The sequence below is a fragment of the Mycoavidus sp. B2-EB genome, from assembly GCF_014218255.1.
GTDB lineage: Bacteria > Pseudomonadota > Gammaproteobacteria > Burkholderiales > Burkholderiaceae > Mycoavidus.
This window is the reverse complement of record NZ_AP021872.1, coordinates 794794-810496: the sequence shown is the minus strand read 5'-3', so window position 1 is coordinate 810496 and position 15703 is coordinate 794794. Positions and strand designations below refer to the sequence as shown.

At 48.4% G+C, this 15703-nt stretch carries 17 protein-coding genes and 3 tRNA genes; 6 read left to right on the top strand and 14 right to left on the bottom strand.

The features are described 5' to 3' along the window. Position 1: 1 nt before the first annotated feature. The 3 genes from MPB2EB_RS03715 to MPB2EB_RS03705 all read right to left on the bottom strand — a co-directional run bounded on the left by MPB2EB_RS03715 (position 2) and on the right by MPB2EB_RS03705 (position 2794). Entirely contained in the window at positions 2 to 1204 is a 1203-nt protein-coding gene (locus MPB2EB_RS03715; RefSeq protein ID WP_185182642.1) for a tryptophan--tRNA ligase, read from the bottom strand. An 8-nt stretch (positions 1205 to 1212) separates the two neighbouring features. Beyond that, entirely contained in the window at positions 1213 to 1875 is a 663-nt protein-coding gene (locus tag MPB2EB_RS03710) for a site-2 protease family protein (protein ID WP_185182502.1), read from the bottom strand. A gap of 85 nt (positions 1876 to 1960) precedes the next feature. Continuing rightward, positions 1961 to 2794 carry a 3',5'-nucleoside bisphosphate phosphatase gene (locus MPB2EB_RS03705; RefSeq protein ID WP_185182501.1) on the bottom strand — a complete coding sequence of 278 codons (834 nt, stop codon included), beginning with the start codon at positions 2792 to 2794 and terminating at the stop codon, positions 1961 to 1963. A gap of 97 nt (positions 2795 to 2891) precedes the next feature. On the opposite strand from MPB2EB_RS03705, the gene MPB2EB_RS03700 reads away from it, so the two are divergent. After that, positions 2892 to 3206 (top strand): hypothetical protein, encoded by a 315-nt coding sequence (locus MPB2EB_RS03700; RefSeq protein WP_185182500.1) that lies wholly within the window; start codon positions 2892 to 2894, stop codon positions 3204 to 3206. A 59-nt stretch (positions 3207 to 3265) separates the two neighbouring features. After that, complete coding sequence (mscL, locus tag MPB2EB_RS03695) at positions 3266 to 3706, top strand: large conductance mechanosensitive channel protein MscL (protein ID WP_185182499.1); 441 nt, start codon at positions 3266 to 3268, stop codon at positions 3704 to 3706. A gap of 10 nt (positions 3707 to 3716) precedes the next feature. Here the strand turns inward: mscL and pbpG are convergent, their stop codons facing one another. The 5 genes from pbpG to MPB2EB_RS03670 form a co-directional block, all read right to left on the bottom strand. Beyond that, positions 3717 to 4802, bottom strand: a complete 1086-nt coding sequence (gene pbpG, locus MPB2EB_RS03690; protein ID WP_185182498.1) for a D-alanyl-D-alanine endopeptidase — start codon at positions 4800 to 4802, stop codon at positions 3717 to 3719. A 140-nt stretch (positions 4803 to 4942) separates the two neighbouring features. Beyond that, positions 4943 to 5761, bottom strand: a complete 819-nt coding sequence (locus MPB2EB_RS03685; RefSeq protein WP_185182641.1) for an ABC transporter permease subunit — start codon at positions 5759 to 5761, stop codon at positions 4943 to 4945. After that, on the bottom strand, positions 5761 to 6666 hold the full coding sequence (locus MPB2EB_RS03680; RefSeq protein ID WP_185182497.1) for an ABC transporter permease subunit: 906 nt from the start codon (positions 6664 to 6666) through the stop codon (positions 5761 to 5763). Before MPB2EB_RS03680 ends, MPB2EB_RS03685 begins: the two co-directional genes overlap by 1 nt. Then, positions 6663 to 7829: an ABC transporter ATP-binding protein gene (locus MPB2EB_RS03675; RefSeq protein ID WP_185182496.1), complete on the bottom strand. Its 1167-nt coding sequence runs from the start codon at positions 7827 to 7829 to the stop codon at positions 6663 to 6665. The genes MPB2EB_RS03680 and MPB2EB_RS03675 overlap by 4 nt, the downstream gene beginning before the upstream one ends. Positions 7830 to 7864: 35 nt before the next feature. Further along, entirely contained in the window at positions 7865 to 9028 is a 1164-nt protein-coding gene (locus MPB2EB_RS03670; protein ID WP_232534481.1) for a polyamine ABC transporter substrate-binding protein, read from the bottom strand. 164 nt (positions 9029 to 9192) lie between these two features. Between MPB2EB_RS03670 and MPB2EB_RS03665 the strand changes: the two genes are divergently transcribed. Genes MPB2EB_RS03665 through MPB2EB_RS08615 form a run of 3 tightly spaced genes read left to right on the top strand, consistent with a single transcriptional unit; the run spans position 9193 to position 10302 of the window. Beyond that, the gene (locus MPB2EB_RS03665) at positions 9193 to 9771 is read left to right on the top strand and encodes an NADPH-dependent FMN reductase (RefSeq protein WP_185182495.1); all 579 of its coding nucleotides are present in this window, start codon (positions 9193 to 9195) and stop codon (positions 9769 to 9771) included. A 46-nt stretch (positions 9772 to 9817) separates the two neighbouring features. Further along, a complete protein-coding gene (locus MPB2EB_RS03660) occupies positions 9818 to 10021 on the top strand; it encodes a DUF1289 domain-containing protein (protein WP_185182494.1) in 204 nt (67 codons plus the stop codon). A 47-nt stretch (positions 10022 to 10068) separates the two neighbouring features. After that, positions 10069 to 10302 (top strand): hypothetical protein, encoded by a 234-nt coding sequence (locus MPB2EB_RS08615; RefSeq protein WP_370576617.1) that lies wholly within the window; start codon positions 10069 to 10071, stop codon positions 10300 to 10302. Between the two features lie 311 nt (positions 10303 to 10613). Here MPB2EB_RS08615 and MPB2EB_RS03650 read toward each other — a convergent pair. The 3 genes from MPB2EB_RS03650 to MPB2EB_RS03640 all read right to left on the bottom strand — a co-directional run bounded on the left by MPB2EB_RS03650 (position 10614) and on the right by MPB2EB_RS03640 (position 10981). Next, a tRNA-Asp gene (locus MPB2EB_RS03650) sits at positions 10614 to 10690 on the bottom strand. Between the two features lie 63 nt (positions 10691 to 10753). Further along, positions 10754 to 10829: transfer RNA gene (locus MPB2EB_RS03645), tRNA-Glu, on the bottom strand. Positions 10830 to 10905: 76 nt separating this feature from the next. After that, positions 10906 to 10981, bottom strand: a tRNA-Ala gene (locus MPB2EB_RS03640). Positions 10982 to 11372: 391 nt separating this feature from the next. Here MPB2EB_RS03640 and MPB2EB_RS03635 point away from each other — a divergent pair. Next, positions 11373 to 11696, top strand: coding sequence for a hypothetical protein (locus MPB2EB_RS03635; RefSeq protein ID WP_185182492.1), 324 nt, complete (start codon positions 11373 to 11375; stop codon positions 11694 to 11696). Here the strand turns inward: MPB2EB_RS03635 and gltX are convergent. From gltX to MPB2EB_RS03615, 3 genes are all read right to left on the bottom strand, one after another. Beyond that, entirely contained in the window at positions 11687 to 13102 is a 1416-nt protein-coding gene (gene gltX / locus MPB2EB_RS03630; protein WP_185182491.1) for a glutamate--tRNA ligase, read from the bottom strand. The genes MPB2EB_RS03635 and gltX overlap by 10 nt on opposite strands. Positions 13103 to 13837: 735 nt before the next feature. Then, positions 13838 to 14446 (bottom strand): hypothetical protein, encoded by a 609-nt coding sequence (locus tag MPB2EB_RS03620; RefSeq protein ID WP_185182489.1) that lies wholly within the window; start codon positions 14444 to 14446, stop codon positions 13838 to 13840. A gap of 75 nt (positions 14447 to 14521) precedes the next feature. Beyond that, positions 14522 to 15355 (bottom strand): 2-hydroxycarboxylate transporter family protein, encoded by an 834-nt coding sequence (locus MPB2EB_RS03615; RefSeq protein ID WP_370576616.1) that lies wholly within the window; start codon positions 15353 to 15355, stop codon positions 14522 to 14524. Between the last annotated feature and the right edge of the window lie 348 nt (positions 15356 to 15703).

The following is a 15703-nucleotide window of genomic DNA, read 5'->3' as shown; positions in this document are numbered from 1 at the left end:
ATTAAGAATAAGCAAGACCCATCGCTTCCCGTACCTCACGCATGGTCTCTTGGGCGATTTTGCGCGCTTTATCGCAACCGTCCGCCACAATCGCGCGCAGCAACGAAGGATCATCGACATATTTCTGGGCTCGCTCAAGCATCGGTTGCTGTTCACGCAAAATGGCATCAATCACCGGTTGTTTGCACTCTAGACAACCAATTCCAGCACTGCGGCAACCTTTTTGCACCCAGGCTTGCGTGGTTTCATCCGAATAGGACAAATGAAACTGCCATACCGGACATTTTTCTGGCTCGCCTGGATCAATGCGCCGCACCCGGGCCGGATCCGTTGGCATGATGCGCACTTTCTTTTCAATCGAGCGTGCATCTTCACGCAAGCCAATCGTATTGCCATACGATTTTGACATTTTTTGGCCATCTAGGCCAGGCATGCGTGAAGCTTCGGTCAACTGCGCTTGCGGTTCCACCAAGATGAGTTTACGCGTGCCCTCAAGATAGCCAAACAGCCGCTCGCGATCGTTCATTGATAAGCTTTGCGATTCTTGCAAAAGCGCGCGCGCTTTTTCTAGCGCCTCGCTGTTCCCCTCTTGCTGGTAAGCATTGCGCAGTTCATGGTAAAGCTTACTGCGCCGCCCACCCAATTTTTTAGCAGCCGACACCGCTTTTTCTTCAAAATTAGCCTCGCCGCCATAGAGATAGTTAAAGCGCCGCGCAATTTCACGCGTCATTTCGACATGAGGCACTTGATCTGCGCCAACTGGCACCAGCGATGCGCGGTAGAGCAAGATATCCGCCGACATCAACACTGGGTAGCCTAAAAAGCCGTAAGTCGAGAGATCTTTCTCTTTGAGTTTTTCAATTTGCTCACGGTAAGTCGGGACCCGTTCGAGCCAGCCGAGTGGCGTACCCATACCAAGCAACAAAGCCAATTCCGCATGCTCCGGCACGCGGCTTTGAATAAAAAGCGTGGCCTGAGCTGGATCAATGCCAGCCGCCAGCCAATCAATCAAGACTTCCCAAACATTGCGCTCAATCACTTCTGGCGTTTCATAATGCGTGGTTAATGCGTGCCAATCCACCACGCAAAAAAGGCATGGGTACTCAGATTGAAGCCGCACCCAGTTTTTCAAAACACCATGATAGTGCCCAAGATGTAACGCCCCAGTTGGGCGCATACCGGAAAAAATACGATCTGGAAACAGCATAAATATCAGCGCATCAGCGCAATCAAAGGAGTTAACAATAAAGTAATCATATCGTAACCTAACTCAATTAACGGACGTAGCCATAAGGCGCCTAACACACCGGTCATCACGAGTGCTAGCACGATAAAAAAGCCATAAGGCTCAAGCCGAGCTAACGTCAAAGCCGAACGCGGCGGCAATAGCGAGACTAAGATACGCCCACCGTCTAAGGGCGGCACCGGCAGCAGATTAAATACGCACATCACTAGATTAACCAATACGCCCGCCATTGCCATGCGCAAAAAGAAGGGCTCATCGACCCCTAGAGCACCTAGCATAATACTCGCAAAGGCCCAAGCCAACGCCTGCACAAAATTGCACGCCGGCCCGGCTAGCGAGACCCAAAGGCTGTGCCAACGCGGATTACGCAAATTGCCAAACACCACCGGCACTGGCTTAGCATAACCAAAGATAAACGCCCCATTCGTCGCAAAATAAAGCATCAGCGGCATTGCAATCGTCCCAAGCGGGTCAATATGCTTAAGGGGATTAATGCTAACCCGTCCTAATATATAGGCCGTGCTATCGCCGAAGAGACGCGCCACATAACCATGCGCGGCTTCATGCAGGGTAATGGAGAATAAAACAGGTAATGCGTATACCGCAATAGTTTGTACTAAATGATCCATAACCCGCTATTGTAACTAAGCGCGGGCGCCAGGTTTAAAAAATCAAAATCCATGATGGGTTTAATTCCTCTTGATTGCTCAGCGCTTATAGCCATAAGTGCCAAACGGGGGTTAAGTCAGCCGGCAGCGCGGGCAAACTGCCCAAGGCGGTCCGGCTTTCTTTCGGTGCATGGAAATCTGAACCGCGCGAAGCCCAAAATCCGTAGTGACGCACAATCTGCGCATACTCTTGATACTGTTGCTTAGTATGGCTGCCGGTAATCACTTCAAGCGCTTTGCCACCCAATTCTTTAAAAGTAGTAAACAGGATCTCAAATTCACGCGGCGTATAGCGATAACGGCCTGGATGGGCAAGCACCGCAACCCCACCCGCAGCGTTAATCCAGCTGACTGCATCAGCCAGTTGCGCCCAGCAATGCGCTACAAAACCCGGATGACCTTCAGTTAAATACCGTTTAAATACCGCCGGCAGCGATGGCGCAAAACCGGCTTCAACCAAATAACGCGCAAAATGCGTGCGCGCGATCAAATCGGGATTAGAAGCGTAACGGAGAGCGCCAGCATACGCATCTTCTATGCCCACCTTAGCCAACTGCGCCGCCATTGCCTGCGCCCGCGCCACTCGCCCGCGGCGCGCCTCAGCCAAGCCATTGACGAGCGCTTCACAGGCTGGATTAAAATTCAAACCTACCACATGCACGGTGCGCTCAGCCCACGTGACCGAGATTTCAACCCCATACACATATTGCATTCCCAACGCAGTTGCCGCTTGATGCGCGGCGTGCTGCCCACTTAATTCATCATGATCCGTCAGTGACCACAACTGCACTCCGCCATCATACGCATAACGTGCGACTTCCGCCGGCGTGAGCACACCGTCGGAACAATTGGAATGGCAATGAAGGTCAGCGTTAAGCATAATGAAAATTCGCGAATGGGGGTATTTTACTTGCTTTGCCGTGTTATTTTTAAATTTTTACGAGATATACCATTTAGCACCCTAGTTCACCTCATTTATGCGCCAAAAACTTCTTACGTTAAAACGCCTCTCGGTCCCCCGTGTACTCACGGTTTTCTCTCTCACATTAGCCAGTTGCGCCCAACCCGGATCGGCTGGGTACACAACCGTACTCAGCCAGCTTCCCGCGGCTTCAGCGGTGGTGCCGCTCAGCCCTCAGCAACGCCTAGCTTATGATGTGATTGGCGCGCAAGCTACTGGCTTGTACTATTCCTTTTTACCCACCTATAATGTCTATTATTGGCCTAATGGCTATGGGTCGTATGATTCTTATGACTATTGGCAAGGCCATTACAGCCGGTATGGGTGGTAAAGGCAAACAGGCCATACGTTAATCCGCTTTTTTACAATATTTTGAACCGGGGGCTCGCTATGAAGTTAATGCAAGATTTCAAAAAATTCGCGGTTAAAGGTAACGTAATGGATTTAGCGATTGGGGTCATTATCGGGGGCGCCTTCTCAACGATTGTGAATTCCATGGTGAAAGATTTAATCATGCCCGTTGCGGGTCTATTTACCGGCGGTTTAGACTTTTCAAATCGTTTCTTCCGGATCGGCTCAATACCCGCCACGTTTCAAGGCAACCCTCACTCTTATAAAGATTTACAGGGAGCAGGCGTAGCCCTTTTCGGCTATGGGAGTTTTATTACCGTCGTATTCAATTTCATCATCCTCGCCTTTGTCGTCTTTTTATTGATGAAATTTATTAACTCCCTGCGCGATAGTGCTCAGACCAGCGCCCCAACCGCTGCTACGCCAGAAGATGTTTTGCTATTGCGAGAAATCCGCGACACGCTCAAACAACCCAAATAAGAAGATTGCTTTAACTGTCTGCGGCGTCGGCTCGACTCATATGCTGCACGCCGCCATTGCCAACCCAACTGCGGATGCGTTTAGCATCGCCTAGGCGTGAGTATTTGCCCGTCGAGTCAAGCAATACGATAATTAGCGGGCGATTTTGAATCGTGGCTTGCATCACCAAACACTCACCCGCTTCACGGATAAAACCGGTTTTTTGCAGACCAATTTCCCAGCTTGGATTGCGCACCAGCGCATTGGTGCTTCGATACTGAAGCGCCTTTCTGCTAGTAAAGACATTATGATTCGCATCCGTTGAGAATTCACGGATCACTGGATACTGATAAGCGGCTTTGACCATTTTAGCCAAATCGCGCGCGCTGGAAACATTATGGCTGGAAAGTCCAGTTGGATCTAAAAAGTGCGTATCTTTCATCCCCAAGCTTTGGGCTTTTTGGTTCATCGCTGTAACAAACGCCAGCCGGCCACCTGGATAGTAGCGCGACAAAGCCGCCGCGGCACGGTTTTCAGACGACATCAACGCGATATGCAGCATATCAGCGCGCGATAAGCGCGACCCTACGGATAAACGTGAGCTCGTTCCTTTTTCAAAATCACGGTCCGCGTTGCTCACCTCAAGTATCTCCGTCAGCGGCAAATTGGCATCAAGCGTTACCATCGCTGTCATCAGCTTGCTAATTGAGGCAATCGGTAACACTGCCTGCGCATTTTTCTCAAACAACGCTTCATTTGTATTCTGATCAATCACGTACGCAACACTTGAACGCAACGCAAGCGCATCTGGCGTTTGATGTAAACCAAAGGAGCGCCCTAACGATGGCGGGGGCTTAAATGCGGCGTGACGCACATTCCTCATGCGCCGCACCTGCGCACGCTGCGCATAAGCTGGGCTCCGATACGCCGCAGTATGACTTTTTACATGGATCGTAGCCACCAATCTAGACGGGGCTGAGCTCGACTTACGCGGCGTATAGGGTGAGTCTGGCGCAGCCGGGACCCCAAAGGCTAACCGAGGTATGATACTTAACACCATCAGCAGGCTTAAATAAGCAACCGGCGGTAGCGCAGAGCGAATAAAGTTATTTCGCATGACCCAAAGCCAAAAAAAGTTGTGATAGCCGATTCGTGCTATGTAATTCTAGCAACCTAAAACATATTTATCAGTGTAGCTAAGGCTTTTATAAATAACCATTACAAACTGTATCAAAGTAAGCGCACACCAAGAGGCGCTTATACGGCTTGCATTTTACGTTTGCGCTCTGAGACTTGCATCATATGGGTGGCGATCACGACACCAATTGTTACAACTGTAATAAAAATCGTAGCAAGCGCATTCATTTCTGGATTCAGACCCAAACGCACACGCGAAAATACGACTAACGGTAAGGTTGTCGAGCCGGGCCCCGACAAAAAGGATGACAGCACGAGGTCATCAATGGATAAGGTAAACGATAGCAGCCAACCGGCAATCAAGGCCTGTGAAATTAAAGGTAAAGTCACCGTAAAAAATACCTTAATTGGCGTTGCGCCAAGATCAAGCGCGGCTTCTTCTAGCGCTGGATTCAAGTCGCGCACGCGCGATTGGACAATAATAGCCACATAAGAAATCCCTAACATCACGTGACCCGCCCAGATCGTGAGGATCCCTCGTTCAGTCGGCCACCCCAAGAAATTACTCAGCTCGACAAACAGCAATAACAACGAAATCCCTTGAATCACCTCAGGAATCACTAACGGCGCATTAATCATCGCGCTATACAGCGTAAAGCCGCGAAAACGCCCCATCCGCGCCAACACAAAACCCGCCCAGGTGCCAATCGCCACCGAGGCAAAAGCGGTGAGCGCGGCAATCCGTAACGATAGCCATGCAGCCGCAAGCAGCTCTTTGTCATGCAGCAGCGCTTCATACCATTTTAAGGAAAACCCGGTCCATACCGTGACTAAAGCCGACTCATTAAAAGAGTAGACAATCAAACTGATAATCGGCGCGTATAGAAAAAAGAAACCCGTGCCCAGCATGGCAAAGCGTAATGATCGGTGTGGTTTGATCATGACTTGCCAGCAAGCTCTTTGACTTGAGAATGCTGAAACAGCGCCATTGGCACCAATAACAGTAATACCATTGCACAAGTGACAGCTGAAGCCATAGGCCAATCAGCATTATTAAAAAATTCATTCCACATAACGCGGCCAATCATTAAAGTGTCAGCGCCGCCCAGCAATTCTGGAATCACATATTCCCCTACTGCCGGAATAAAAACCAGCAGACAACCGGCCATAATGCCATTTTTTGAAAGCGGCAAGGTAATTTGCACAAAAGCTTTCCAGGGCCGCGCCCCCAAATCATGGGCGGCTTCTAATAAACGTAAATCCATTTTGACTAAATGCGCGTAGAGCGGCATCACTAGAAAAGGCAGATATGAATACACCATCCCGATATATACCGCGATATTGGTGTGATAAAGCTCGATTGGCGTTTCGATCAGACCGGCCCAGATTAAAAAATTATTCAATAAGCCGTTATTCTTCAAAATACCAATCCAGGCATAAACGCGAATCAAAAACGAAGTCCAAAAGGGCAGCATGACCGCCATCAGCAAGATATTACGCGTGACTGGGTTTGAGCGAGCAATGTAATACGCCATCGGATAACCGATGAGTAGGCACAGTACAGTAGAAATCGCCGCTACTTTCAATGAATTCACATAGGTAGCAAAGTACAGGTTATCCGTTAATAAAAACCCATAATTGGACAGTTGCAGCGTGATCTTGAGCACGCCCTCTTTGAGCACCGCCAGCTCACTATAAGGGGGGATCCCGAGTCGCAAATCTGCAAAGCTGATTTTAACGACTAACAAAAAAGGGACGAAGAAAAACAGCAAAAGCCAAATATAAGGGCCGGCGATGACCGCGGCGCGGCCTTGTGGGGCTAAGCGTTGCAGCCAGGCTTTCATTTTGTCAGCACCACGCCCGACTCTGGGCTCCAACTAATAAATACTTCATCGTCGTAAGTCGGCGCCTGCATTTCCGTGAGCGCTAAACTTGAAACATTCGCCACCACCATTTTGCCGGAATCAAGCACCACATGGTAAAGCGTATAACCACCGCGGTATGCAATATTGTCCACTTTACCGTGCGCCCAATTGTAATTTTGGGCCGGCGCTTGGCGCGTGACAGCCACTCGTTCTGGGCGCACAGAAATCGTTACTTCCATGCCAAACTGGCCCGTCACGCCATGGCTCACGTATAGAGGCTTAGGCAATTCTGCGCTTTCCACAAAGATATGATCCGCCTCATCCTCCACGATCGTGCCAGCAAAAAAATTCGTTGAGCCAATAAATTCAGCGCAAAAGCGGCTATTCGGATATTCATAGACTTCTTGCGGCATGCCAATTTGCACAATCCGCCCAGCCGTCATCACCGCCAGTCGGTCCGCCATGACCATGGCTTCTTCTTGGTCATGCGTGACCATGATACAAGTCACGCCGACTTTATCCAGAATATCCATCAATTCAATCTGCGTACGTTGCCGAATTTGTTTATCCAACGCCGACATGGGTTCATCAAGCAGCAGCAATTTGGGTCGTTTAACCAAGCTGCGCGCGAGCGCCACACGCTGCTGCTGACCACCTGACAGTTGATGCGGCTTACGCTTAGCCAAGTGGCTCATTTGCACCAGCTCAAGCGCGCTTGCCACGCGCTCTTGAATTTCTGCTTTGGGTCGGCCTTCTTGCTTAAGGCCAAACGCGACATTAGCTTGCGCCGTCATATGCGGAAACAACGCATAAGACTGGAACATCATATTCACCGGACGCCGATATGGCGGCATTTGGGCCAGGTCTTCGCCATCAATCAAAATGCGGCCTGAGGTCAAAGTTTCAAAACCCGCTAACATCCTAAGCAAGGTCGATTTGCCACAACCTGAACTGCCAAGCAGGGCAAAAATTTCCCCTCGTTTGACCGACAAACTGACATTTTGCACAGCCGTAGTCGCGCCAAATCTTTTTACGGCGTCAATAATTTGGACAAAGTCGCTTTCCTGGCTGTGCAGACTCAATGGCTTAGCAGGCGTAACGGGAGGGGGCCAGCCCAATCCATGCGATGAATCTCTGCTCATTAAAACTTAATACCTTTACAATAAAAAAACAAATACTAAAAACCGGTTTTAAATTCAGTCCATAAACGCGTCATTAACCGCGCCGTCTCAGGCGGTAACGGTTTAAGCAAAAATAGCTTTTTAATCATCTCAGAGCTGGGATAAATTGCCGGGTCATGCGCCACTAAAGGGTCTAAGTACTGCTTAGCGAGCATATTCGCACTCGGATAATAGACTTGATTCGTAATTGCCGCATGGACTTGCGGGGTTTCAATATAATTGATCCATTGTAGCGCTGCCTCTTTATGTGGCGCATCTTTCGGGATCGCCATCACATCAAACCAAATCGGTGCCCCGCTCTGCGGAATAAAGTATTGAATTTGATAATCTTTCTTTGCCTCACGCGCGCGCCGCCCAGCAATCACAATATCGCCAGACCAGCCAAAAGCAAAGCAAATATCCCCGCCAACTAAATCATTGATATACCCCGATGAGTTAAATTGCGTAATATAAGGCCGGATCCGCTTAAGGACTTGTAACGCCTGTCTATAATCATCTGGATTGGTGCTATCTGGCGCTTTGCCAAGATAATGTAGCGCTGCGGCAAACAACTGATCTGGCGCATCGAGCATAGACACACCGCAGCTTTTTAACTTCGAAACATATTCCGGATTAAAGAGAATATCCCAACTATCCAACGCCACCTCTGCGCCCAGCACCTGGCGTACTTTGGTGACGTTATAACCTAGCCCTGTTGTACCATAGGCCCAAGGAACAAAATAACGGTTATCTGGATCGGCACCAGCGACAATTGCCATCAGCTGTGGATCAAGATGCTTAAGATTAGGCAATTTTGACTTATCGAGCGGCTCAAAAATGTCTGCCGCGCGCAAGCGGCCTGCATAGTTGCTAGTGGGCATCACCACATCATAACCAGAGCGCCCGGTTAAAAGCTTCGCTTGCAACGTGTCAGCACTATCGTAAACGTCATAACGCACTTTAATGCCAGTTTGCTTTTCAAAGCCCGCAATCGTATCCTTTGCGATATAGTCAGACCAGTTATAAATATTCAGCCGTGCCTCATTGGGGCCGGCCCACGCAAAGGGAGCGACACAGATGAATGCGAGCAAAAACTGCGGCCGGCGGAAAAGGCGTTGAAATAAATTGAGCAAAAACGATGCAGCAGAAAAAGCTCGACAGCGATTCATTTTAATCTTCATTTTACGCTTCCTGATTTTAACGCGAGGCGAAACCTGCTCTTGAAAAACGCAAAAATATCACCAAAGTCTAGCGAAAGCGACCATCGTTATAAAAAATATACGATACCGTCGTAATAAACTTACAGCTCTGTTGTTGCAAACCCTATCTTACTTTAGAGGCCTATATGAACGCTCCTCGCATCCTCGTCTTTGCTGGTTCACTGCGCACCGGTTCCCATAACCTTTCGCTGGCCAAAGCAGCCGCTCAGCAACTCGAGGCGCTTAACGCACAGGTGACTCTATTAGATCTAGCTGATTATCCACTGCCAATTTATGACGGCAATCTAGAGGAAGCCAGCGGCGTACCAACCGCGGCACAGACCTTGCATGCTACCCTAGCTGCGCATCAGGGCGTGTTTATTGCCAGCCCTGAATACAATGCCAGCGTTCCACCGTTGCTCCTGAATGCCATTGCTTGGATCTCTCGCGTCAATGACAATGGCGGCAAACTCGCTGCCTTTGGCCAGCCTATTTTCGCGATTGGCAGTGCTTCACCAGGCTATTATGGAGGATATCGCGGACTTTTAGCGTTGCGTCATTTATTAACCTTAACCCTGAACAGTCGGGTTTTGCCACAGATGGTCACCGTCAGCCAGGCACACCTCGCCTTCAATGAACAAGACCAACTTAAAGATGAAGCCGCGCAAAATATGCTGCAAGAAATGGCAAAGCAACTCGTAAAAGCAGCGCACACTGTAAAATAACGTCACTTGATTGCTTTACTCAGCACTAACCTCACGCCACAACGCGATGTCCTCCGAACCTCATGATCTGCCCGATAGCCCTTGTATTGGCGTTTGCTCCACTCTTTTTGACGAGGTCTGCATGGGCTGCGGGCGGACCGCATTTGAAGTGTCGAACTGGGTATTCTTCAGTGATGAGGAAAAGCGCTTAGTATGGCAGCGCATTATCAAAGAAAAAAAAGCCATACGTTTTACACGCGGGCCAACTTAGATAGAAACATACCTGATGACAAGCGTTTCGCGTTAAGCTAGCGTAGGTTGCATCCGGCAACCTGCCTTTTAACCCATGTAACCCATTCATCTAAGAGGTTATCGTACTCAGCTCCTCATACCTGCGCATTCTCGGTATTGATTGCATTAAAGTGGCTTGATGTACCGCATAAAGTTGAAACGGTAAAGTTAGGCGACCCCGAATATCGCAAGCTCGCGCCGTTAGGCATGGTGCCGGCGATGAAGGCCCCACTCTACGGGGGAAGCAATAAAAGCCGTTAATCCTGAGTAGAACCCAGCATCATGGATAGTTTAAAGTTCAGCGGAATTAGAGGAGCGCTCTCATGAATATGACTACATACGAATTGGATATTTCAAACACGTTTTTCAATTGTTATTGGGTTAAGCAAGGTAGCATCTAAGTCCCTCTCTCTCCGGAGAGCTATACAGATGCTGACACAATACCCCTGCACCTCGAATTGATTGCGTTGTTTTTGATTGAACTTGAGAGGATAAAGACCCGGTTAAGCCTTTATTTTACAAGGCATTTCGGTTTATTTTAGGGGAAAATGATTGTTACTACTCTATGTAGTTGGCGGAGCGGACGGGACTCGAACCCGCGACCCCCGGCGTGACAGGCCGGTATTCTAACCAACTGAACTACCGCTCCAGGCAAAAGATGAAATACTTCTATCATCTACTTGACGCAATCCAGTCAAACTGACTTGATATTTGGCGTCCCCTAGGGGATTCGAACCCCTGTACTCACCGTGAAAGGGTGATGTCCTAGGCCTCTAGACGAAGGGGACAAATTCAGTACTTACGAAAGCATCGAATTATAACGGCAACACTTTAAATTGTGAAGCTTTCTTTGCTTTTTTTAATTGGTGGAGGTAAGCGGGATCGAACCGCTGACCTCTTGCATGCCATGCAAGCGCTCTCCCAGCTGAGCTATACCCCCACAAAGAAAACGCGATTTTAAAGAGCAAATCATACTTTGTAAACAGTTATCTTGCTAATCAGCAGGGCAATCGTGCTATAAAAGTCTTGTCAGCTATAACAACCCGCGGTTGAACTAGCGATCCAACCTTACTTCAAGCGGTTGGTCAGCATTCTGGAAAATCACCAAATTGTGCTACGTTTGCTCCATCTTCAATTTGTATTCGGAACGCATTTATATCATGTCAGATGACGTTATAGATTGATTGATATGTTGTTCCAGCTTCACAATCTCATCTATCACCATTGCGAAATTCGGTACCTCACCAAAAATCATTTCGGCCATCGAGCGGGCTGACTGCAGCATAAGCATAGCTATACTGCTGCGAGATCATTGTACGCACTTGCGGTCGATGGGGTTTTTTATGCCAGCAATAACGCACATCACTGATCCGGCCAAAACGCGCTTCATCCTGAAACATCAGCCGTATGGGCTATGGGGTGGGAAAGGCGGTTATTTCTTCTGCAAGCCGAGTGGGGAGTTTTTTTTCAATCTTCTTGATCACAACAGCCGCTTTATGGTGGCGCTTGCTCGGAGCCAGCTTGCGCCAGCCATGACGAACTCCACTTGCTTTATGGGCCACACTCTTCTCCTTTGGGGCATGACCATATTATTCATTATTTATATTATGTGCGCCTTGCTAGGCACGTATGAACTTTCTGTTGCTTACGAATGAGTGACGCGAGCCAGTCTTGCTAAAACTGTGGTGCGGCCAAACAACTCAAGCACGGCATCAATCGATGGCGTATGTGTAGTTCCCGCTACCAGCAAGCGCAAGGGCATCGCCAACTGCGGCATTTTCAGCCCGTGCGCTTGCAGCACGGCTTTAAGCGCTGCATTAATTTGAGGGCGTGCCCACTCAACCGCGCTTAAACTCTGCGCAAGCTCAGCCAATGCTATGCGTACAGGCTCGGTTAAGCACTGCGCCATTTCATCTAGTTGAGGCTCTGGCGTTCGATAAAAAATCAGTGCCGCCGCCGCTAATTCTTTTAGCGTTGCGGCTCGATCTTTCAGTAGCGCAACCACGCCAATTAACGCCGGCCCTTGCGTCCAATCTACTTCCAGCGCTACTAGAAACGGCTGTACGAGCTCAGCCAAACGAGCCTCATCTGCATGCTTAATATAGTGCTGATTCAACCACTTGAGTTTATCTGGGTCATATTGAGCGGGCGATTTACCTAAATGCTCAAGATCAAACCAAGCCACCAACTGCTCGCGCGAAAAAATCTCGTCATCGCCATGCGACCAACCTAAGCGTGCCAAATAATTGAGCATGGCTTCTGGCAAATATCCCTCATTCTGATATTGCATCACACTCATTGCGCCATTGCGCTTTGACATTTTTTCGCCATTCTGATCTAGCACAGTCGGTAAATGCGCATAAATAGGGGGCGTGTAGCCAAGCGCCCGCAAGATATTCATTTGGCGTGGCGTGTTATTCACATGATCATCACCGCGAATCACATGCGTAATGCGCATATCAATATCGTCAATCACAACACAAAAATTATACGTTGGCGTACCATCTGGCCGCGCAATAATCAGATCGTCCAGCTCTTGGTTCGCAATCTCAACCCGCCCTTTAACCGCATCCTCCCAAATCACTGAGCCAGTAGTTGGATTCTTAAACCGTACAACAGGTTTAACGCCAGCAGGCGGCGGGGGTAGTTGTTTACCCTCCTCGGGCCGCCAACGGCCATCGTAGCGCGGCTTCTCACCTCGTGCACGCTGCTCATCGCGCAGTGTATCCAGTTCCTCAGGGGACATATAACAGAGATAGGCCAAACCGTCCGCTAGCATTTGATCGATTACCTCGCGGTAACGGTCCATGCGCTGCATTTGATAAAAAGGCCCCTCATCCAGATCAAGTCCAAGCCAAGCCATGCCCTCAAGGATGACGTCCACCGCCTCCTGGGTTGAACGCTCGACATCCGTATCTTCAATGCGTAGGATAAACGCGCCCCCCGCTCGGCGCGCAAAAGCCCACGGATAAAGAGCGGAGCGAATATTACCTAAGTGAATGAAACCTGTTGGGCTGGGTGCAAAACGGGTACGTACAGTAGAATTTTTAGTCTGATCCATACGCAGAATTATATCTCAGGAATAGGCAACGCCAGCGCGCTCTTTAACGCCATCCCCACGCCACAGTTATGGAGTGCCCCCCATATCCGCTCGATGATACCTTGCAATTACCCACAATTTTGAGCGGGTTCGAAGCCGACCTGTATATCGATGAATTTTCGCATTCCTCTCCAGATAACAGTATTGCCCGGAGGGGAATCGTTGGCCCGAGCCATGTAGCCGCCAAGTTGGGCGAGCTTGATGATATATCGTGTAAGAAGTTTGGCATTTGAGGTTTTCGGAGTATCTTTAACCCGTTGATCAAGTCGCTGTATAAAACATAAGGGTTTGCGAGCGTATATTGGCAAAAAGTTGTCATTCTTAATTCGTTTTGTAAATTAAGACCTTGCAAGAAATATGAAGCTAGAGATTCATATTCAAGCTACGGCTGTGCATAAAAGAGAAAACTTATCGCGCTTCCGGCAAATAAGAGCCGTTGCCAAGATTTAGCCAATCTAAAGAATGCCCTTGTCTCGCCTGCCTTTGAGAAAGATATGGGACACTTTTCCACGTGGTTATGCACAATATCTGTGGATATGTCTGGGCTGCCTTACCTTTTATAAGGGCAAATCTTATCTTTCTAAAGATAGGTATAAGAAAAAGTATCCGAGTGCTGGAACAATGTATGTCGCCTCAAGGTTCTACATCGCATGCTTGGCTCAACAGTGTTGCGATAGCCTCTAATGGCTGCGGATATTAAGGTTTGCTGAAATCGAAATATAGGATATTCGACCAGTTCCCTAGGCCCAAATTGTAGACTGGTTGTAGCGGATCATCATGCGATTCGACGGCTGGTGGTGACTTCACGCCAAAAAGCTTGGCAAGCCACCCCACTGGCTTGGGCTTCTCAACAGGCTGCGGTTCCAGGCTAGCAAGCGCTCGTTCGACTTCTACGTCAAGATTCCTGATTTCATCGAGAAGTTGGGCATTTTGTTCTTGGATCGGCTCATCATCCATATCGAATATTTCTCCGCACTCAAGGACAAAATACTTGTTGATGCTGTGTTTACTTGCGAGGAATTGAAGTGTTTCCTCAACCAGAGGTCTTGCTGTAGGGAGAGTAATTTTATTCAAAAATTCCTTGAGGCGCTCAACGCCGAGTGCGTAGTCGCCGATTAGTGCGATGTCGTCCGGCATATCCCAAATAGAAGATTTGCATGGCCTTGGATTGCCAGAAAGGAGCAGTTTGTAAATGATAGGGATATCGTAATTCCACTCAGAAATTCCTGTAAACGTGCGCGTCTCCTTCTTCACATCAGGGCCGGGGACAACATTGGTTGAATACAAGTAGCTTCGGTTTGCCATGAGTTTTTCTCTAAAAAGTAAACAGCTTCTCTACCCTGCACTAGTATATGAATATGCACGTAAGCAGGATTAGATCTATTCAATGAACCCCAACAAAAGAATCGCCCCCGTGATAGTGAGTGCTCCTCCTAAGCGGGTCGCTATCTGCGCAAATGGCATGAGTTGTAGGCGGTGTGCCGAAGTCAGAATCGCAATATCGCCAACACCGCCCATGCCACTGTGACACGTATTAATAAGAGCGCTTTCAATTGGATATAAACCGATCCACTTCCCTACAAAAAACCCCACTGTAGTCAGCGTAAAGACCGTGACGACAATTGTAACAATATTGGCTAGGTTGAAAGCCACCATTAAATCAGCCCAAGAAGTGGTTGTTACCCCAATGGCAAATAGCAAAGGATACGTCACTGCTTTAGAGAAGAAACGATAAACTGTACGAGCCCCATTTTCTAATTTGGGTGAAATTGTACAAATGAGTTTGACCAGCACCACAAGAAATAGCATAGCGACGGGAGCAGGCAAGCCAATCAGCTTATGGACTACGATACCTACGATATAGAAGGAGATCGCGATCATGCCTGTAACTGCAATCTGCTCAACCTTGACCGATGAAGTATTAATGGGCTTTGCGAGTACTTCCTCTTCAACATCGTATAAACGCCCTTCTCCACTATAGCGGCTATAACGCCTGCCCAATTGATTCAGCACGCTTGCACAAATAATCTCGACCAAATTCCCCAGCACGATAGCCGGTACAACTTGGGCAAATATCTGGTCTTGTGGAGTATTCAAAATCTCGCCATAAATCGCGCCTTCGCCAATGCCACCCGCCATAATGGGAATAACGATAAAAAGAAGGTGTGATGAGCACTTAGTCCAAAGGCCATACCGGTAGCAGGATAATGCCAACCCTCCTGTTCATTAGCCTTTGCCAATAAATACATTTAAATAAAAAACTAAACTTCCATATTTGATCACACTGCAGAAAGTAGCGCCTCTTTTTAAGCGCCAAAAGACTGCTATCAACTGATGAGTTATTCATTTTACTATATCTCCTTGCCCTAAATCCTCATTTAACCCTCGCTACCAAAAACAGCCTCTGGCATTTTTTTAAGATGCTATTGATCAGAGCGCACCTAAAGAAAGCAACGGCATTTACACACCGTTGCTTAAAGAGATGGATATACATGGAACTTTGTTGTATTAAAGGTATGCCAGCCTCTAATAAACCAGTTCCGGCATTAGTATGGCTAGAAA

Coding starts and splice junctions, on each gene's coding strand:
- MPB2EB_RS03675 (WP_185182496.1), bottom strand. CDS start 7,829: ATGAGCAGAGATTCATCGCATGGATTGGGCTGGCCCCCTCCCGTTACG.
- mscL (WP_185182499.1), top strand. CDS start 3,266: ATGAAGTTAATGCAAGATTTCAAAAAATTCGCGGTTAAAGGTAACGTA.
- MPB2EB_RS03620 (WP_185182489.1), bottom strand. CDS start 14,446: ATGGCAAACCGAAGCTACTTGTATTCAACCAATGTTGTCCCCGGCCCT.
- MPB2EB_RS03700 (WP_185182500.1), top strand. CDS start 2,892: ATGCGCCAAAAACTTCTTACGTTAAAACGCCTCTCGGTCCCCCGTGTA.
- gltX (WP_185182491.1), bottom strand. CDS start 13,102: ATGGATCAGACTAAAAATTCTACTGTACGTACCCGTTTTGCACCCAGC.
- MPB2EB_RS03660 (WP_185182494.1), top strand. CDS start 9,818: ATGTCCTCCGAACCTCATGATCTGCCCGATAGCCCTTGTATTGGCGTT.
- MPB2EB_RS03670 (WP_232534481.1), bottom strand. CDS start 9,028: ATGAAGATTAAAATGAATCGCTGTCGAGCTTTTTCTGCTGCATCGTTT.
- MPB2EB_RS03710 (WP_185182502.1), bottom strand. CDS start 1,875: ATGGATCATTTAGTACAAACTATTGCGGTATACGCATTACCTGTTTTA.
- pbpG (WP_185182498.1), bottom strand. CDS start 4,802: ATGCGAAATAACTTTATTCGCTCTGCGCTACCGCCGGTTGCTTATTTA.
- MPB2EB_RS03680 (WP_185182497.1), bottom strand. CDS start 6,666: ATGAAAGCCTGGCTGCAACGCTTAGCCCCACAAGGCCGCGCCGCGGTC.
- MPB2EB_RS03705 (WP_185182501.1), bottom strand. CDS start 2,794: ATGCTTAACGCTGACCTTCATTGCCATTCCAATTGTTCCGACGGTGTG.
- MPB2EB_RS03665 (WP_185182495.1), top strand. CDS start 9,193: ATGAACGCTCCTCGCATCCTCGTCTTTGCTGGTTCACTGCGCACCGGT.
- MPB2EB_RS03635 (WP_185182492.1), top strand. CDS start 11,373: ATGGGGTTTTTTATGCCAGCAATAACGCACATCACTGATCCGGCCAAA.